The sequence below is a fragment of the Neobacillus pocheonensis genome (genome assembly GCF_050477905.1).
Taxonomy (GTDB): Bacteria; Bacillota; Bacilli; order Bacillales; family Cytobacillaceae; genus Neobacillus; species Neobacillus pocheonensis_A.
In genome coordinates, this window is sequence record NZ_JBCNAD010000031.1 from 27,950 (window position 1) to 44,184 (window position 16,235).

Consider the following 16,235-nt stretch of genomic DNA (forward strand, 5'->3'; position numbering starts at 1 on the left):
AATAATGCCTGCATTTTTAGAAAAGCGATCGATTCGTTACCCTTTTTACGGGTTAATAGGCGTTACAGTGGTACTGCTCATTGTCCTGTCCTTATATAATTGGATTTTAAGCGTGGCAGGTCTTTTATTAATGTTTTTTCCGCTCTACTATATGTTTGTTATTGAACGGCGGCAAAGAAAGGAAATGGAAGAGTATATCTCTACCCTTTCCTACCGGGTAAAGAAAGTCGGCGAAGAAGCATTAATGGAGATGCCGATAGGAATTATGCTTATTAATGATGAGTATTATATCGAGTGGACAAATCCTTATCTTACTTCCTGCTTTGATGAAGACACTCTTGTAGGTAGATCGCTTTATGATGTGGCCGATACCCTGATTCCATTAATAAAACAGGAAGTAGAAACAGAAATTATTACTCTTCATAACCGAAAATTCCGTGTGATTCACAAGCGTGAAGAACGCCTTTTATACTTCTTTGATGTTACCGAGCAAACAGAAATCGAGAAAAAGTATCAGGATGACAGGACTGTCATAGCCACCATTTTTTTAGATAATTATGATGACCTAACGCAAGGCATGGATGATCAGATGCGCGGGAGCATCAATAATTTAGTCACATCTATCCTAAATAAGTGGGCTCAAGATAATGGGATTTACCTGAAGCGCGTTTCTTCTGAACGTTTTATTGCTGTTTTTAGCGAAAGAATTCTTCATATTCTTGAAAAAGGAAAGTTTATGATATTGGATGAGGTTCGAGAAATGACCTCCAAACAAAATGTTTCCTTCACCTTAAGCATTGGCGTTGGTACGGGCGTCGCCTCTTTGCCGGAACTTGGAGCACTGGCGCAATCGAGCCTAGATTTAGCACTTGGCAGGGGAGGAGATCAGGTAGCCATCAAGCTTGCAAACGGTAAGGTGAAATTCTTTGGGGGAAAGACCAATCCAATTGAAAAACGTACAAGGGTCAGGGCTCGGGTTATTTCCCACGCCTTAAAGGATTTAATTACCGCGAGCGACAAGGTCATTATTATGGGACACAAAAATCCAGATATGGACTCTATCGGTTCGAGTATTGGAATTTATAAAGTGGCGCAGATGAATCAAAAGGAAGCCTATATCGTCTTAAATACGATGGAAATGGACAACGGCGTCGGGCGCCTGATGAATGAAATTCGGAACCAAGAGCAATTATTCTCTCACTTCATTGGATCAGAAGAAGCACTTGAAATTGCCACAGATAAAACATTACTCGTTGTCGTCGATACCCATAAACCATCTTTGGTGATGGAGGAAAGGCTGTTAAACAAAATTGATAATGTTGTCGTGATCGACCACCATCGCCGCGGTGAAGATTTCATTTCCAATCCATTATTGGTATATATGGAACCATATGCCTCCTCTACCGCGGAGCTCGTGACAGAATTCTTGGAATATCAGCCAAAGCGTGGGAAAATTGAGATGATCGAAGCAACAGCGCTGTTAGCGGGAATTATTGTTGATACCAAAAGCTTTACGTTACGAACTGGCTCACGGACGTTTGATGCTGCCTCTTATCTAAGGGCACACGGGGCTGACACCATCCTTGTCCAGAAGTTTTTGAAAGAGAATGTGGATACATATATCAAAAGGTCAAAGCTTATTGAATCCGTCTCCTTTTATCGTGAAGGGATAGCAATTGCCAAAGGAAATGAAATCGAACTTTATGACCAAGTGATTATTGCCCAAGCCGCCGATACTTTATTGACCATGGATGGTGTAATGGCGTCGTTTGTTATCTCAAAACGAACAGAAGGCGTAATTGGAATTAGTGCAAGGTCGTTAGGAAACATCAATGTTCAAGTCATCATGGAAAGCTTAAAAGGTGGCGGTCACCTCACCAATGCTGCTACCCAGCTGGCGGGTTTAACCATCGAGGAAACAGAAAGCAAATTAAAGCTGGCGATTGATGAATATTTCGAGGGAGGAAAAAAAGAATGAAAGTAATTTTTTTAAAAGATGTTAAGGGAAAAGGGAAAAAAGGTGAAGTAAAAAATGTAGCTGATGGCTACGCTCATAACTTTTTAATTAAGCAGGGACTTGCTGTTGAGGCTAATAATGCTAGTATCAGTTCATTAGATGCCCAGAAGAAAAAGCAGGAAAAGGAAGCAGCTGAAGAGCTGGCTGAAGCCAAAAAACTGAAAGAACAAATTGACCAAATTACCGTTGAGTTAACAGCTAAAGCTGGTGAAGGCGGGCGATTGTTTGGTTCGATTACAACTAAGCAGGTTGCCGAAGAACTGCAAAAGAAACACGGCATTAAGATTGATAAACGGAAAATGGAATTAACAGATGCCATCCGTACCCTTGGTCACACGAAGGTTCCAGTAAAGCTTCATCACGAAGTAACAGCAACATTAACAGTGTCGGTGAAAGAAGTAAAATAAAGTTGACTGTAAAATAATTACCAGTTCAATTTCAGGATAAACATGATAGAATATAAAAAGTAATCAATGGGACGTGATCGGTTTTTTTACTGGTCACTTTTTTCTTTTTGAGATATGATTATTTTGAAATAATCCTCTTCATTAGGAGGTTCTAAATATATGAATGATGTATTAGTAGACCGTATGCCCCCGCAAAATATTGAAGCTGAACAGGCTGTATTAGGGGCTATTTTTCTTGAGCCGTCTTCTTTAACCGTGGCGTCTGAAATCTTGATACCTGAGGATTTCTATCGTGCTGCTCACCAAAAGATCTTTAATGTCATGCTCAATTTAAATGACCAAGGTAAAGCGGTTGACTTGATTACCGTTACCGAGGAATTGGCTGCAGCGAAACTAATTGAGGATATTGGCGGCGTCAGTTACTTAAGCGACCTTGCCGGAGCTGTTCCTACGGCCGCAAATATTGAGTATTATGCTAGAATCGTAGGCGAAAAGTCACTTTTAAGAAGATTAATCCGAACCGCTACGAATATTGCAACAGATGGATATTCTCGCGAAGATGAGGTCGATGCTCTTTTAAGTGAAGCAGAAAAGAGCATCATGGAAGTTGCGAATCGGAAAAATGCTGGTGCCTTCCATAATATCAAAGATGTTCTCGTTCGTACGTATGATAATATCGAAACCATGCATAACCGGGTCGGTGATATTACAGGGCTCGAGACAGGATTTGTCGATCTTGACCGTATGACAGCAGGATTCCAGCGCAATGACTTAATCATTGTCGGCGCTCGTCCATCTGTGGGTAAAACAGCGTTTGCCTTAAATATTGCGCAAAATGTGGCTAAAAAAACCGGTGAAAATATTGCGATCTTCAGTCTAGAGATGGGTGCTGAGCAGCTTGTTATGCGTCTTCTTTGTGCCGAGGGGAATATTGATGCGCAAAGGCTTCGTACAGGATCACTGACAGATGAAGACTGGGGTAAGTTGACGATGGCAATGGGAAGCTTGTCGAACACAGGGATTTACATCGATGATACCCCTGGTGTAAGAATAAGTGATATTCGTTCCAAGTGCCGTCGCTTAAAGCAGGAGCACGGTATAGGAATGATTTTGATTGACTACTTGCAGCTAATCTTAGGCAGCGGCCGCTCTGGTGAAAACCGCCAGCAGGAAGTATCGGAAATCTCCCGCTCCCTTAAGCAATTAGCTCGTGAGCTTCAAATTCCTGTTATTGCTCTTTCCCAGCTTTCCCGTGGTGTCGAGCAGCGTCAGGATAAACGGCCAATGATGTCCGATATTCGTGAATCAGGGTCTATCGAGCAGGATGCCGATATTGTTGCCTTCTTATATCGTGATGACTATTACGATAAGGAATCAGAGAATAAGAATATCATTGAAATTATTATTGCAAAACAACGTAATGGTCCAGTTGGAACGGTGTCGCTGGCGTTTGTAAAAGAATATAATAAGTTCGTTAATATTGAGACGCGCTATGATTCTCCACCAGGAGCGTAATGATAGAGTTAGCCTAATTTTTGGGCTAGCTCTTTTTATATTTTCATAGATTACTATTTATACGAACAAATTTCATATATTAATATAAAATGTTCGTGTTTTGTTTGATTTTTAGACGTGAAATTGTTAAACTATGGTGGTGTGATATTAAATAATTTATTTATGGGATATAAAAAACTTTGGAGGTGCCTTTCATGTCATCAGTAGTGGTTGTTGGTACGCAATGGGGAGACGAAGGAAAAGGGAAAATTACGGATTTTCTTTCAGAAAATGCTGAGGTCATTGCACGTTATCAAGGCGGTAATAATGCAGGCCACACGATTAAGTTCAATGGAGAAACCTACAAATTGCACTTGATTCCGTCTGGGATTTTTAATAAAGAAAAGATTAGTGTCATTGGAAATGGAATGGTTGTCGATCCGAAAGCACTCGTAAGTGAGCTTGCTTATTTACACGAAAGAGGGATTTCAACTGAAAACCTCCGAATCAGTAATCGTGCGCATGTGATCCTTCCTTACCATTTAAAATTGGATGAAGTTGAGGAAATGCGTAAGGGTGCTAACAAAATTGGAACAACTAAAAAGGGGATTGGCCCTGCTTATATGGATAAGGCTGCCCGCGTTGGTATTCGCATTGCTGATTTACTTGACCGTGAAATTTTTGAAGAAAAACTGGCGCATAATCTTGAAGAAAAGAATCGCTTATTCGAGCGCTTCTACGAAACAGAAGGCTTCAAGATTGAAGATATTCTTGATGAGTATTACGAATATGGCCAACAGATTGCTAAGTACGTTTGTGATACTTCCGTTGTTTTAAATGATGCTTTAGATGAAGGCCGCCGCGTCTTATTTGAAGGTGCTCAAGGAGTTATGCTTGATATCGACCAGGGTACATACCCATTTGTTACCTCTTCTAATCCGGTTGCTGGAGGCGTGACGATTGGTTCTGGTGTGGGCCCATCTAAAATTACTCATGTGGTTGGCGTTTGTAAGGCCTACACTTCCCGTGTAGGTGATGGCCCATTCCCGACAGAACTAGAGAATGAGATTGGTGAGCGCATCCGTGAAGTAGGCCGTGAATATGGTACAACAACAGGACGTCCGCGCCGTGTTGGCTGGTTTGACAGTGTTGTCGTCCGCCATGCCCGCCGTGTCAGCGGTTTAACCGATCTTTCGTTGAATTCAATTGATGTATTAACTGGAATTGAAACGTTAAAGATCTGTACGGCTTACCGCTATAAGGATGAAGTGATTACAGAATATCCTGCAAACCTAAAGGTGTTATCGCAATGTGAACCGATTTACGAAGAGCTGCCAGGTTGGACGGAGGATATTACCGGCGTTAAATCACTAGATGAACTGCCTGTGAATGCCCGCCACTATGTAGAACGTGTTACACAGCTGACAGGTATTCCGTTATCTACTTTCTCAGTAGGTCCGGACCGTAATCAAACAAATGTTGTTCGTAGTCCTTGGAGACAGATCTAAATTAGAATGTGGAGCCCGCTGTTTTGGCGGGCTTTTGTTTTAAATAATGGGTTTCGCAGATAAATAATGGATTTTCGCAGATAAAATGGGATCTTTCGCAGATAAACTATTGAGTTTCGCAGATAAAGTGTATTTTTCCGCAGATAAAACACTTTTTGGATACCTTTTTGAGATCTATTGATAATTTTATTGGCGAATCGTACCATGTGAGAGTCTTCATTTTTATTTATATAAACTTTTTATAAAAAAGTATTGCATAATTAGTAATGACCATGCTATTATAAAAAGCGTCGTCACAAATGAGGCATTTTGTACGATCTATTTTGTACGAGCCATTAGCTCAGTCGGTAGAGCACGATTGAATACGCTCCTCCGAATGACTTCAGGGCACACGCCGAGCTGCTGCTTGCATAAGCTTACTGAGGCGGGGGCATCCGGTAGCAATCAAAGTTTAGGAAACAATTTTTGTACGAGCCATTAGCTCAGTCGGTAGAGCATCTGACTTTTAATCAGAGGGTCGAAGGTTCGAGTCCTTCATGGCTCACCATCTTTAATATGATGGCCCCTTGGTCAAGCGGTTAAGACACCGCCCTTTCACGGCGGTAACACGGGTTCGAATCCCGTAGGGGTCATTGGCTTTTGATTGTCAGTGAGTGGCTGGCAAGGACGGTCTCCTTGCTGACAATCAATTAAATAATGGTCTGGTAGTTCAGTTGGTTAGAATGCCTGCCTGTCACGCAGGAGGTCGCGGGTTCGAGTCCCGTCCAGACCGCCACTAAAGTGGCTCAGTAGCTCAGTCGGTAGAGCAAAGGACTGAAAATCCTTGTGTCGGCGGTTCGATTCCGTCCTGAGCCATTCCAAAAAGAAGCTTGCAATCGCGCAGGCTTCTTTTTTTAACTCGATTAGTTATCCAAAATGGACATAAATCCGCCATATTTAGCTGGATTCTTAACCTCGATTATTCTTAAAACGCTTCCATTGTAAAATTATTGTAATATTTCCTCCACTATTTTACAAAACTTAATTCTAAATGTCCCCTGCTTTAATATAAGCACTTTACTACTCTAGAACTACCAAACCCCTGAATTTATAAGGAATCCTCCCTGTTTTTTTAAAAATTCCCAAAGAAAAAACGGGATAATTCGACTAGTATATTTCATAAATATGTAGGAAAATGTCAGCTATTATACATTTATGTTACATTATTAAGACTATTAATCTATTGACAAAAAGTTATGTTAAAGTAAAGAAGGTCTAAAATTCTGGAAAATTTCTTAACTAGTTTAATAGGGGTTTACCGTGGTTTAGGAGGAAAAAATGTTTTTGTTAAATACAATTTCTAAAACGAAAAGATTAATGTTAAAAACAACAATAATTACCACTTTAGCAGCATCCGTGGTTGCTTTAAGTAATGGTCCTGTCGCATTAGCGACATCATCAAATTTAACCACTGTTTATCATGTATATCTTAATGGTACTTACATTGGAAACGTCAATGATAAAGCTGTGGTAGATAGATTGGTTGATGAGAAAGTAAACGAATTTAAGAAATCCAACCAGGATTTCAATTTTATTATTGGTCAGCAGGTTGAGTACATACCAGAAGAGGTTTTCCCTTCATCTGCCAATAACCTTGACACCGTCCAAAACTTTAAAAACACGTTTGAGCTTCAAGCAGAGGCAGCAGCGATTGTCATCGATGGGAAGCCCGCCGTATATGTAGCTGATAAAAAGGCAGCTGAAGAAGTTATTACGAACTTAAAGCTACAATATGTTTCAGAAGATCAATTAAAAGAACTAGAGTCTAGGAAAGCACAAGACGCTTCGGCTCTACCACCATTAAAAGAAAATGAAACAAGGCTTTTAGATGTTCGTTTGTCTAAAAATGCTTCCATTGAAGCCGAAAATATTGCTCCAGAGAAAATTCTGTCTCCTAAGGATGCCGTTGCCTTTTTACAAAAAGGAACTTTAGAAGAAAAGAAATACGCTGTTCAAGAGGGCGATGCACTTGAATCTATTGCCCATCAATACGGCTTAAAGGTTCCAGAGCTTTTGGCTTTGAATCCAGGTTTAACAGCCGCTTCCCCTATAAAGATTGGACAGGAAATTAATATTACAGCTTTAAAGCCATATGTAGAAGTAATCGTTGAAAAGGAAGTAAACCAAAAAGAAGAACTGGCTTATTCCGATCAAGTGGTTGAAGACTCATCGATGCCAAAGGGTGAGACGAAGGAAAAACAATCAGGGCAAAACGGGTCTCGAACTGTCAATTATTTAATTTCAGAACAAAATGGTGTCGCTGTTAAGAAAACGCAAACAAGCGAACAAATTCTACAGCAGCCTGTAAATCATATTGTCGTAAGAGGAACAAAAGAAATCCCTTCCCGCGGTGAGGGCAGCTTTGCCTGGCCGACTGTAGGCGGCTATGTTTCCAGCCAAATGGGCTATCGCTGGGGTAAGATGCATAAAGGGATCGATATAGCAAGACCAAGTAACAAGACCATTAAGGCAGCTGACAACGGCGTCGTGGTTTTTGCAGGCTATGATAATGGCGGTTATGGAAATAAAGTAATCATAGACCATAAAAATGGTTTCCGTACATTGTATGGACATATGTCATCGATTAAGGTGAAAGTGGGTCAAACGGTTTCTAAAGGTACGGCGATTGGAATTATGGGTGCAACAGGCGATGCAACCGGAGTTCATCTTCATTTTGAAGTATATAAAAACGGCGGCCTGGTAAACCCGATGAACTTTTTAAGAAGATAACCAAAACAAAGTCTCTAGTTCCTGCTAGAGACTTTTCTATTTTATTGGAAAAATTACCTTTCCAATCTTGACAAATGCTACTAATAGGTGAATTTAAGCTGAAACAGTGGTAAAGTAAAATAGAATAGGTATGACTTCTAGTAGTTAATTTATGGAATAGATGAATTTTTAAAAAAGGAGAAATGGTATGGAAAAGAAAATTCTTGTTGTTGATGACGAAAAGCCAATTGCAGATATTTTGCAGTTTAATCTGAAAAAAGAAGGTTATTCTGTCTATTGTGCTTATGATGGGAATGAAGCGCTCCAATTAGTAGAAGAAATTCAGCCAGACTTAATTCTCTTAGATATTATGCTTCCACTCCGTGATGGAATGGAAGTTTGCCGAGAGATCCGTAAGAAATACGAAATGCCGATCATTATGCTGACGGCAAAGGATTCAGAAATTGATAAGGTTCTTGGCCTTGAGCTAGGTGCCGACGACTATGTGACAAAGCCTTTTAGCACTAGAGAATTAATTGCCCGTGTGAAAGCCAATTTACGTCGCCATCAGCAAATCCTGGCGCAGCCTGATGCTGAAGCCGAGACAAACGAAATTGAAATAGGCTCACTGGTGATTCACCCTGATGCCTATGTGGTTTCAAAGCGCGGTGAAACAATTGAATTAACCCACCGAGAGTTCGAGCTTCTCTATTATTTAGCCAAGCATATTGGCCAAGTTATGACCAGAGAACACCTGTTGCAAACTGTGTGGGGTTATGATTATTACGGAGATGTGCGGACTGTGGATGTGACCGTAAGACGTCTGCGTGAAAAAATAGAGGATAGTCCTAGCCATCCAACTTGGATTGTTACGCGCCGTGGTGTTGGCTATTATTTGCGTAATCCTGAACAGGAGTAATCCAAGTGATGAGAAAGGTTGGATTCTTCCGCTCCATACACGTAAAATTTGTAATCATCTATGTCCTCCTAATATTAGTGGCGATGCAAATTATCGGCGTCTATTTTGTCAGGCAGCTGGAAGAAACATTGCGAACAAACTTCCAAACCTCTTTAAAAGAACGTGTTAATTTGCTGGGCTATAATATCGTTCAGGAAATGGAAAAGGAAAGAACTAATGAAGACCCGGTCCTCGAGGATGATATTAAAAAGACCCTCAAGGATTTTGTCACTGGAGATATTTTAGAAGTTCAGGTGATTGAAAATGGCTCACTAAAAATCCTTGGAGCTTCCCCCTCCAGCAGTCAGGGGGTTGTGGGTCAAAGGACGACAGTGCTTCAGGTGAAACAGTCCATGACATTGGAAGTAGATCAAAGCGCCATCAAAATCGACCGGAAAAACGGTTATCGGATTTGGGTCCTCTCCACCCCAATTAAATCGGGGAAAAAAGTCATTGGCGCGATTTATCTTGTTGCCAAAATTGAAAATGTATTTGAACAAATGAAAACCATTAATGGGATCTTTGCAACAGGGACAGCCATTGCCCTATCCATTACAGCACTTCTAGGGATATTATTAGCCCAAACCATTACGAGGCCGATTGCTGATATGAAGAAACAAGCATTAGCAATGGCAAAGGGGAACTTCTCGCGAAAAGTTAAAGTGTACGGGTATGATGAAATTGGCACCCTGGCGATTACCTTTAACAATTTAACGAAAAAGCTTCAGGAAGCCCAAGCCATGACGGAAGGCGAACGAAGAAAACTGTCCTCTGTCTTGTCATATATGACGGATGGTGTAATAGCTACAGACCGCAAAGGGCGCGTTATTTTAATCAATGAACCTGCTGCTGAGATGCTGAATGTTTCACGTGAAACAGTGCTGTCCCAGCCAATCGTGGAGTTATTAGATTTGGACGATGCGAATACCTTTGAGGATCTATTGGAAGAAAAGGATTCGTTAATCCTCGATTATAGTACGAAAAAGAAACGTTATATTCTCCGCGCCAATTTTTCCGTTATTCAAAAAGAAACCGGCTTTGTCAACGGGCTAATTGCGGTTCTTCACGATATTACCGAACAGGAAAAAATTGATGAAGAACGACGCGAGTTTGTTGCCAATGTTTCACATGAACTACGAACTCCTTTGACAACGATGAGGAGTTATCTAGAGGCTCTTGCAGACGGAGCCTGGCAGGATGAGGAAATCGCATCGAACTTTTTAGAAGTGACACAAACAGAAACTGAAAGAATGATTCGTCTTGTCAATGACCTCCTTCAGCTTTCTAAAATGGATAGCACGGATTACAAGCTTACTAAGGAATGGGTCAATTTTGTTGCGTTCTATCATCGCATCATCGACCGGTTTGAAATGTCGAAGGAGCAAAACGTTACCTTTAAACGAATGCTGCCAGAAGACGCCATCTTTGTTGAGGTGGATGAGGATAAGATGACACAGGTTTTATACAATATTATTTCTAATGCCTTGAAGTATTCCCCGGAAGGCGGGCTTGTCACCTTCTCGATTAAAGAGGAGGAAGAAAGAATCATCGTCAGTGTATCCGATCAAGGGATGGGAATACCGAAAGAGAATATTGGAAAGATATTTGACCGTTTCTACCGAGTGGATAAAGCAAGAACCCGGAAATTAGGCGGTACGGGACTGGGCCTTGCCATAGCCAAAGAAATGGTGAATGCTCATGGCGGATCAATTTGGGCAACAAGTAAAGAAGGAAAAGGAACTGTCATTTCTTTTTCCCTGCCGTACGAGCGTTCTGAAGAGGATGAATGGTCATGAGATACGAAAATATTAAATCAGTGATTTTAACGATATTAGTATTGGTTAGTATTCTTTTAACATGGAATCTTTGGACATACCAGCCCAATTACGACTTGATGGAAAAAAATAATTATGTTGAAGAAGTTACCGTAAGTGAAAAACAAGAGGTAAAAAAAATTGTCAGACCTGACCAAGTCTTTTTCCATGTCAAAGGTGAACATTATGGAATCAATAATTCCGGTGAAATAGACAAAGTGATTAAGGAAATTGGGCAATGGACATTTTTTGATATAAAAAATGTGACGGACAAGTTCGAAAATATTGAGGACTTAAGTCATAGCAGCGGCAACGCTGAAATTATGTTTCCTGGTGAAATTCCGATTGAGTTATATCGCAGTGTGTTAAATATTGAAGGGAAAAAGATACCAGCCTTTAATTTTAATCGAATCATTATTAATGTTGAGAATTCAGATAAGGAAAATGGAATCGTATATTTTGTTTCTACTGAAAATCAGCAGGTTTATATTAGCCACATTTCATCAACTAATTTAAACGAGTTTAATCATGATTTTTATAAAAATGCAACAAGTTTACCGCGTTACTTTGCCTTTAAAGCGACGGATCGACGGACACTGTTCCTACCTGAAGGGATTAGGGGAATGATGAGGTATAAGTATTTGCCTAAAACCTTAAATTCCGATGAATTCAAAGAGGCGCTTTTTAGTGATCCAAGCTTTGTGCAAAAAAGCTCGATTCCAAGCGGGGAAGAGTATACGGACGATTCAAGTAAAATGAGTGTCAATTTTGAAAGCAACATCCTTCTTTATGTTAATCCGACGGTAGACGATCAATATATTGCGAATTCGTATGATTTAGTGAAACGCAGCATTGATTTTGTCAATGGACATGGCGGCTGGACGGATCCTTACCGCTTTGTTTCAAAAAGTGAGTATAAGCGTTCGGTGACCTTTAGAATGTACAGCCAGGATGGATTTCCTGTGTTTAACGACCGAGGGCTGTCGGAAATTACAGAGGTCTGGGGCCGTGATAAAATTAACAAATATAATCGCCCGAACATTGCCTTGGAACTTCCTTTAACAACAGAAATTCAGAAGATGACACTTCCCTCCGGGCATGAGGCGTTGAAATTTTTACAAGAACAAAAGAACTTTAAGCCAGAGCTTCTTGAAGACATGGTATTGGGCTATCGTATGGAAAGGGATTCGGAAGAAGATATGCTGATTCTCCTAGAACCAGCCTGGTTCTATCGTTATGATAAAACCTGGAAAGAAATTTCGATGGATGAGCTGGGGGGATTGAAGCATGGATTGGAGTAAAATAAAAACCATATTTATCTTAACGTTCTTGATCTTAGATGTTTATCTTTTATTTCAATTCATGAAAATTCGTGATGCCAATAAATATGAGGTTATTACACCGGCTTCCTTCGAAGAGAAACTGAAAGCAGATGAGATTAAAATAGATGTCGAGATTCCAAAGAATCCGATTAAAGCCCAATATCTTAGTGCTAAGCCGAAAACCTTTACTAAAGGGGAAATCGCAAAGCTAAAGGGGCAGTCCGTTACTCTGATGGGAACAGGGACGACGCTTGAGTCTACGCTGGAGAAACCCATACAGCTAAATTCTAAGTTCGAACCAGCTGAGCTTTCCAACTTTTTGAATGAAAATGTCCTTTTTGGTGATCATTATCATTTTGGGGAGAAAAACGACAAGAAGAATACGATTACTTACTACCAGCAAAGTGAGAATATCTCCTTTTATAAGAATATTAATGGGATGATTACGTTTAAATATAATGCTGATAATCAAATTGTTTCCTATCAGCAAGCCTATCTCGAAGGAATTGATAAGCTAGAGAATAAAGAAGAAATATTATCTCCGTTAAAGGCGATTGAAACGCTTCATCAAAAGGGTGTCCTAAAACCTAAAAGTAAAATTACGAAGATTGAGCTTGGCTATTCGAACCTAATCCCACTGTCGGCCTCGCAATTATTAGCACCAACCTGGCGCTTTGTGGTCGATGATAAGGAGAGTCTGTTTGTAAATGCCTTTGAGGGTGAAATCATTAATTTTGACAGCGAAGAAAAAATAAGTGTGGAGTGAAATTGTATGTCGTTACGATATAGCATTCTAGCAAGCGGGAGTACGGGGAACGCCCTTTATGTCGAGTCAGATGAACATTCCTTCCTAGTGGATGCCGGCTTTAGCGGCAAACAGATGGAGATGCTTTTCGGGCAAATTGAACGTGATATTAGCAAGCTTTCTGGAATCTTTGTCACTCATGAGCACAGCGACCATATTAAAGGGATTGGCATACTTGCACGGAAATATAAATTGCCTGTCTATGCGAATGAAAAAACATGGCAGGCGATGGAAAGCAATGTAGGGGTAATTCCTACTGAGCAAAAGTTTGTTTTTGACATGGAAACGGTAAAGAGCTTTGGTTCAGTGGATATTGAATCCTTCGGAGTTTCTCATGATGCAGCAGAGCCGATGTTTTATGTGTTTCATAATGGAGGGAAAAAGCTTGTCCTGATTACGGATACTGGCTATGTCAGTGACCGGATGAAAGGGACGATCTCGAATGCGGACGTGTATATTTTTGAGTCGAATCATGATGTGCAAATGCTGCGAATGGGACGCTATCCATGGAATATTAAGCGAAGAATTCTTAGCGATGTCGGCCATGTTTCCAACGAAGATGCAGCTTTGGCAATGAGTGATGTGATTGGGGACCGTACCAAAAGAGTGTATCTCGCCCATTTAAGCCTTGATAATAATATGAAAGACTTGGCGAAAATGTCAGTATCGCAAACATTAGAGAGCCGAGGCCTAATTGTCGGCGAACAATTCGACCTTTACGATACAGACCCAAAAATACCAACGAAAGTAACAGCTGTTTAAAGAGCGAAGAGAAATCTTCGTTCTTTTTTTATAAGTATGAAAAATCTATGAACAAAGTGGGAAGTTTTTTGAAACAAATGGGAAAATTTATTAAATTTTAAGTGGAAAGAGTATAATTGTTATTATAAGCCAAAATAAAAGATAGCAATCATTTCGAGAGAGAGGAATGGTGTTCATTGGGTTATTATGATGATCATTCACAGGGGCGTTACAGGGAACAGAGAGGAAACAGGGGCGGTTTTTTTGTTGCAAGTTTAGTCGGCGCCATCCTTGGTGCAATTATAGTTATCATTACTATTCCAGCCTTGTCCAATCGAGGTTTGCTTCCTTACAAAATTGATACTAATCAAAATACAGCAACCGATACAACGAGCAACGGTAACCAACAGAATGTCATTCACCAGCAGGTCTCCTATGATGTAAAGACGGATACTACTAATGCCGTTGATAAAACAGCCGCAGCGGTGGTCGGCATCAATAATATTCAGTCTACCAGCTTTTGGTCTGACAACAATGGAGATAGCGGTGAAGAGGCAGCGGGAACAGGCTCCGGTGTTATTTATAAAATTGAAGGCAACAAGGCTTTTGTGGTGACTAATCATCACGTAGTTGAAGGTGCCACGAAACTCGAGGTAAGTTTAACAGATGGAACTAAGATTCCGGCAAAGCTTCTAGGAAGCGATGTATGGACGGACCTAGCGGTGCTTGAGATTGACTCAGCCAAAGTAAAGAAAAAGGCGGAATTCGGTGATTCCGATAGTTTAAAAATGGGGGAACCTGTCATCGCCATCGGAAATCCACTTGGAGCGACTTTTTCTGGCTCCGTGACGCAAGGAATTATTTCAGGGTTAAAGCGGACCATACCGGTTGATATCGACCAAAATGGCGTGGTTGATTGGCAGTCTGAGGTTCTGCAAACAGACGCAGCCATTAATCCTGGTAACAGCGGCGGTGCTTTAATTAATATGGCAGGCCAGGTCATTGGGATTAACTCGATGAAAATTTCCCAAGAGGCCGTTGAAGGGATTGGATTATCGATTCCTATCAATTCAGCCAAGCCAATCATCAGTGATTTGGAGCAGTTTGGATCTGTGAAACGTCCATATATGGGTGTGGATTTAAAATCCGTATCAGAAATACCTGCTTACTATCAGGAAGAAGCCTTGAAATTGCCTCGGGATGTGACTTACGGTGTTGCTTTAAGACAGGTAGTGCCGAATTCTCCAGCAGCGCAAGCAGGTTTACAGGAGTTAGATGTGATTGTCGAGATGGATGGTCAAAAGATAAATGACGTCATTGACCTACGTAAGCATTTATATCAGAAAAAGAAAATCGGCGAGAAACTAAAGGTTAAATTCTATCGAGATGGCAAGCTTAAAGAAACAACGCTGACATTATCGAGCGAAAAATTACAATAAATATATTGAAAACAGGATGGTTGAAACTGTCCTGTTTTTCTTATGTTATGATAGTTGTCGTATGAGCGACTTCTGTATCGTAAACACTGGAAATAACAAAGGTAGGAAGGAATGTTGAAAAATGATTTATAGCTGCGAGGAACATGTGGATATTGCGTTAGATACGGTTGTGGATGAAACGGAAACGTTCCCGGTTTTATCAAAAATTGGTGTGGATAATTTATCAACAACCTGTGAATATTGTCAAAACTCGGCTGTATATATTGTGGCGAACAAGTGATTCCATACTAAATGTGGATAAAGGTGTGGACAATGTGGATAACTTCTGTGGATATCTTGTTTGTAACCTGTTTGTAATCAAATAAAAAAGGGTTGTGGATTGTGAATATCTCGATTGTGACGGTTGGTAAATTAAAAGAGAAATATTTGAAGCAGGGCATTGAGGAATATTTAAAGAGATTAACGGCTTATGCCAAAGTTGAAGTGATTGAAGTTGCCGATGAAAAATCGCCTGAGGAATTAAGCGACTCGGAAATGCTCCAGGTCAAACAAAAAGAAGGCGAAAGAATATTAGCAAAGATTAGTCAAGATACATATGTGATTGCCTTAGCGATTCAGGGGAAATTGCAATCATCAGAGGAACTTGCGGATACGCTTGATAAACTAGCGACATATGGAAAAAGTAAAATCGCCTTTATTATCGGAGGATCTTTGGGTCTGAGCGATGAGGTTGTGAAGAGATCGAACGAGCAGCTGTCTTTTTCAAGAATGACCTTCCCCCATCAGTTAATGAGGCTGATATTGGTGGAACAGATTTATCGGGCGTTTCGGATTAATCGGGGGGAACCGTATCATAAATAAATGAGGTTTTTATTCTATACAAAGAAATAAATGACACCTAGACCGCACTATGTCTAGGTGTCCCTTTATTGTGTCATGAGATGTATCCGAGGTCTAAAGAAACAGTGTTAGGAAATTTTGT

Annotated in this window: 13 protein-coding genes and 4 tRNA genes; all 17 read left to right on the forward strand. The window is 40.5% G+C overall.

All coding sequences use genetic code 11. The features are described from left to right. Positions 1-4: 4 nt before the first annotated feature. The 17 genes from ABES02_RS16970 (at position 5) to rlmH (ending at position 16,114) form a co-directional block, all read left to right on the forward strand. Positions 5-1,978, forward strand: a complete 1,974-nt coding sequence (locus tag ABES02_RS16970; protein ID WP_430137288.1) for a DHH family phosphoesterase — start codon at positions 5-7, stop codon at positions 1,976-1,978. Then, on the forward strand, positions 1,975-2,424 hold the full coding sequence (rplI, locus tag ABES02_RS16975; RefSeq protein WP_430137291.1) for a 50S ribosomal protein L9: 450 nt from the start codon (positions 1,975-1,977) through the stop codon (positions 2,422-2,424). Before ABES02_RS16970 ends, rplI begins: the two co-directional genes overlap by 4 nt. A gap of 159 nt (positions 2,425-2,583) precedes the next feature. Beyond that, positions 2,584-3,939, forward strand: coding sequence for a replicative DNA helicase (gene dnaB / locus ABES02_RS16980; protein ID WP_430137293.1), 1,356 nt, complete (start codon positions 2,584-2,586; stop codon positions 3,937-3,939). 194 nt (positions 3,940-4,133) lie between these two features. Then, on the forward strand, positions 4,134-5,426 hold the full coding sequence (locus tag ABES02_RS16985; protein WP_430137296.1) for an adenylosuccinate synthase: 1,293 nt from the start codon (positions 4,134-4,136) through the stop codon (positions 5,424-5,426). A gap of 471 nt (positions 5,427-5,897) precedes the next feature. Further along, positions 5,898-5,973, forward strand: a tRNA-Lys gene (locus tag ABES02_RS16990). Between the two features lie 13 nt (positions 5,974-5,986). After that, positions 5,987-6,058, forward strand: a tRNA-Glu gene (locus ABES02_RS16995). Positions 6,059-6,124: 66 nt separating this feature from the next. Then, positions 6,125-6,201, forward strand: a tRNA-Asp gene (locus ABES02_RS17000). A gap of 7 nt (positions 6,202-6,208) precedes the next feature. Next, a tRNA-Phe gene (locus ABES02_RS17005) sits at positions 6,209-6,281 on the forward strand. A 462-nt stretch (positions 6,282-6,743) separates the two neighbouring features. Beyond that, positions 6,744-8,195 carry a peptidoglycan DD-metalloendopeptidase family protein gene (locus tag ABES02_RS17010; protein ID WP_430137298.1) on the forward strand — a complete coding sequence of 484 codons (1,452 nt, stop codon included), beginning with the start codon at positions 6,744-6,746 and terminating at the stop codon, positions 8,193-8,195. A 187-nt stretch (positions 8,196-8,382) separates the two neighbouring features. Next, a complete protein-coding gene (gene yycF / locus ABES02_RS17015) occupies positions 8,383-9,093 on the forward strand; it encodes a response regulator YycF (protein WP_430137301.1) in 711 nt (236 codons plus the stop codon). A gap of 8 nt (positions 9,094-9,101) precedes the next feature. Beyond that, positions 9,102-10,928: a cell wall metabolism sensor histidine kinase WalK gene (walK, locus tag ABES02_RS17020; protein WP_430137473.1), complete on the forward strand. Its 1,827-nt coding sequence runs from the start codon at positions 9,102-9,104 to the stop codon at positions 10,926-10,928. After that, a complete protein-coding gene (locus ABES02_RS17025) occupies positions 10,925-12,247 on the forward strand; it encodes a YycH family regulatory protein (RefSeq protein WP_430137303.1) in 1,323 nt (440 codons plus the stop codon). Before walK ends, ABES02_RS17025 begins: the two co-directional genes overlap by 4 nt. Then, positions 12,234-13,034 (forward strand): two-component system regulatory protein YycI, encoded by an 801-nt coding sequence (locus ABES02_RS17030; protein WP_430137305.1) that lies wholly within the window; start codon positions 12,234-12,236, stop codon positions 13,032-13,034. Before ABES02_RS17025 ends, ABES02_RS17030 begins: the two co-directional genes overlap by 14 nt. 6 nt (positions 13,035-13,040) lie before the next feature. Beyond that, a complete protein-coding gene (locus ABES02_RS17035; protein ID WP_430137308.1) occupies positions 13,041-13,835 on the forward strand; it encodes an MBL fold metallo-hydrolase in 795 nt (264 codons plus the stop codon). A 176-nt stretch (positions 13,836-14,011) separates the two neighbouring features. Continuing rightward, the gene (locus tag ABES02_RS17040; protein ID WP_430137311.1) at positions 14,012-15,253 is read left to right on the forward strand and encodes a S1C family serine protease; all 1,242 of its coding nucleotides are present in this window, start codon (positions 14,012-14,014) and stop codon (positions 15,251-15,253) included. A 121-nt stretch (positions 15,254-15,374) separates the two neighbouring features. Next, entirely contained in the window at positions 15,375-15,533 is a 159-nt protein-coding gene (locus ABES02_RS17045) for a CxxH/CxxC protein (RefSeq protein WP_430137314.1), read from the forward strand. A 101-nt stretch (positions 15,534-15,634) separates the two neighbouring features. Then, entirely contained in the window at positions 15,635-16,114 is a 480-nt protein-coding gene (gene rlmH, locus ABES02_RS17050; protein WP_430137316.1) for a 23S rRNA (pseudouridine(1915)-N(3))-methyltransferase RlmH, read from the forward strand. Positions 16,115-16,235 lie beyond the last annotated feature (121 nt).

Coding starts and splice junctions, on each gene's coding strand:
- ABES02_RS17010 (WP_430137298.1), top strand. CDS start 6,744: ATGTTTTTGTTAAATACAATTTCTAAAACGAAAAGATTAATGTTAAAA.
- ABES02_RS17030 (WP_430137305.1), top strand. CDS start 12,234: ATGGATTGGAGTAAAATAAAAACCATATTTATCTTAACGTTCTTGATC.
- ABES02_RS17025 (WP_430137303.1), top strand. CDS start 10,925: ATGAGATACGAAAATATTAAATCAGTGATTTTAACGATATTAGTATTG.
- yycF (WP_430137301.1), top strand. CDS start 8,383: ATGGAAAAGAAAATTCTTGTTGTTGATGACGAAAAGCCAATTGCAGAT.
- walK (WP_430137473.1), top strand. CDS start 9,102: ATGAGAAAGGTTGGATTCTTCCGCTCCATACACGTAAAATTTGTAATC.
- ABES02_RS16970 (WP_430137288.1), top strand. CDS start 5: ATGCCTGCATTTTTAGAAAAGCGATCGATTCGTTACCCTTTTTACGGG.
- ABES02_RS16985 (WP_430137296.1), top strand. CDS start 4,134: ATGTCATCAGTAGTGGTTGTTGGTACGCAATGGGGAGACGAAGGAAAA.
- dnaB (WP_430137293.1), top strand. CDS start 2,584: ATGAATGATGTATTAGTAGACCGTATGCCCCCGCAAAATATTGAAGCT.
- ABES02_RS17035 (WP_430137308.1), top strand. CDS start 13,041: ATGTCGTTACGATATAGCATTCTAGCAAGCGGGAGTACGGGGAACGCC.
- rplI (WP_430137291.1), top strand. CDS start 1,975: ATGAAAGTAATTTTTTTAAAAGATGTTAAGGGAAAAGGGAAAAAAGGT.
- ABES02_RS17045 (WP_430137314.1), top strand. CDS start 15,375: ATGATTTATAGCTGCGAGGAACATGTGGATATTGCGTTAGATACGGTT.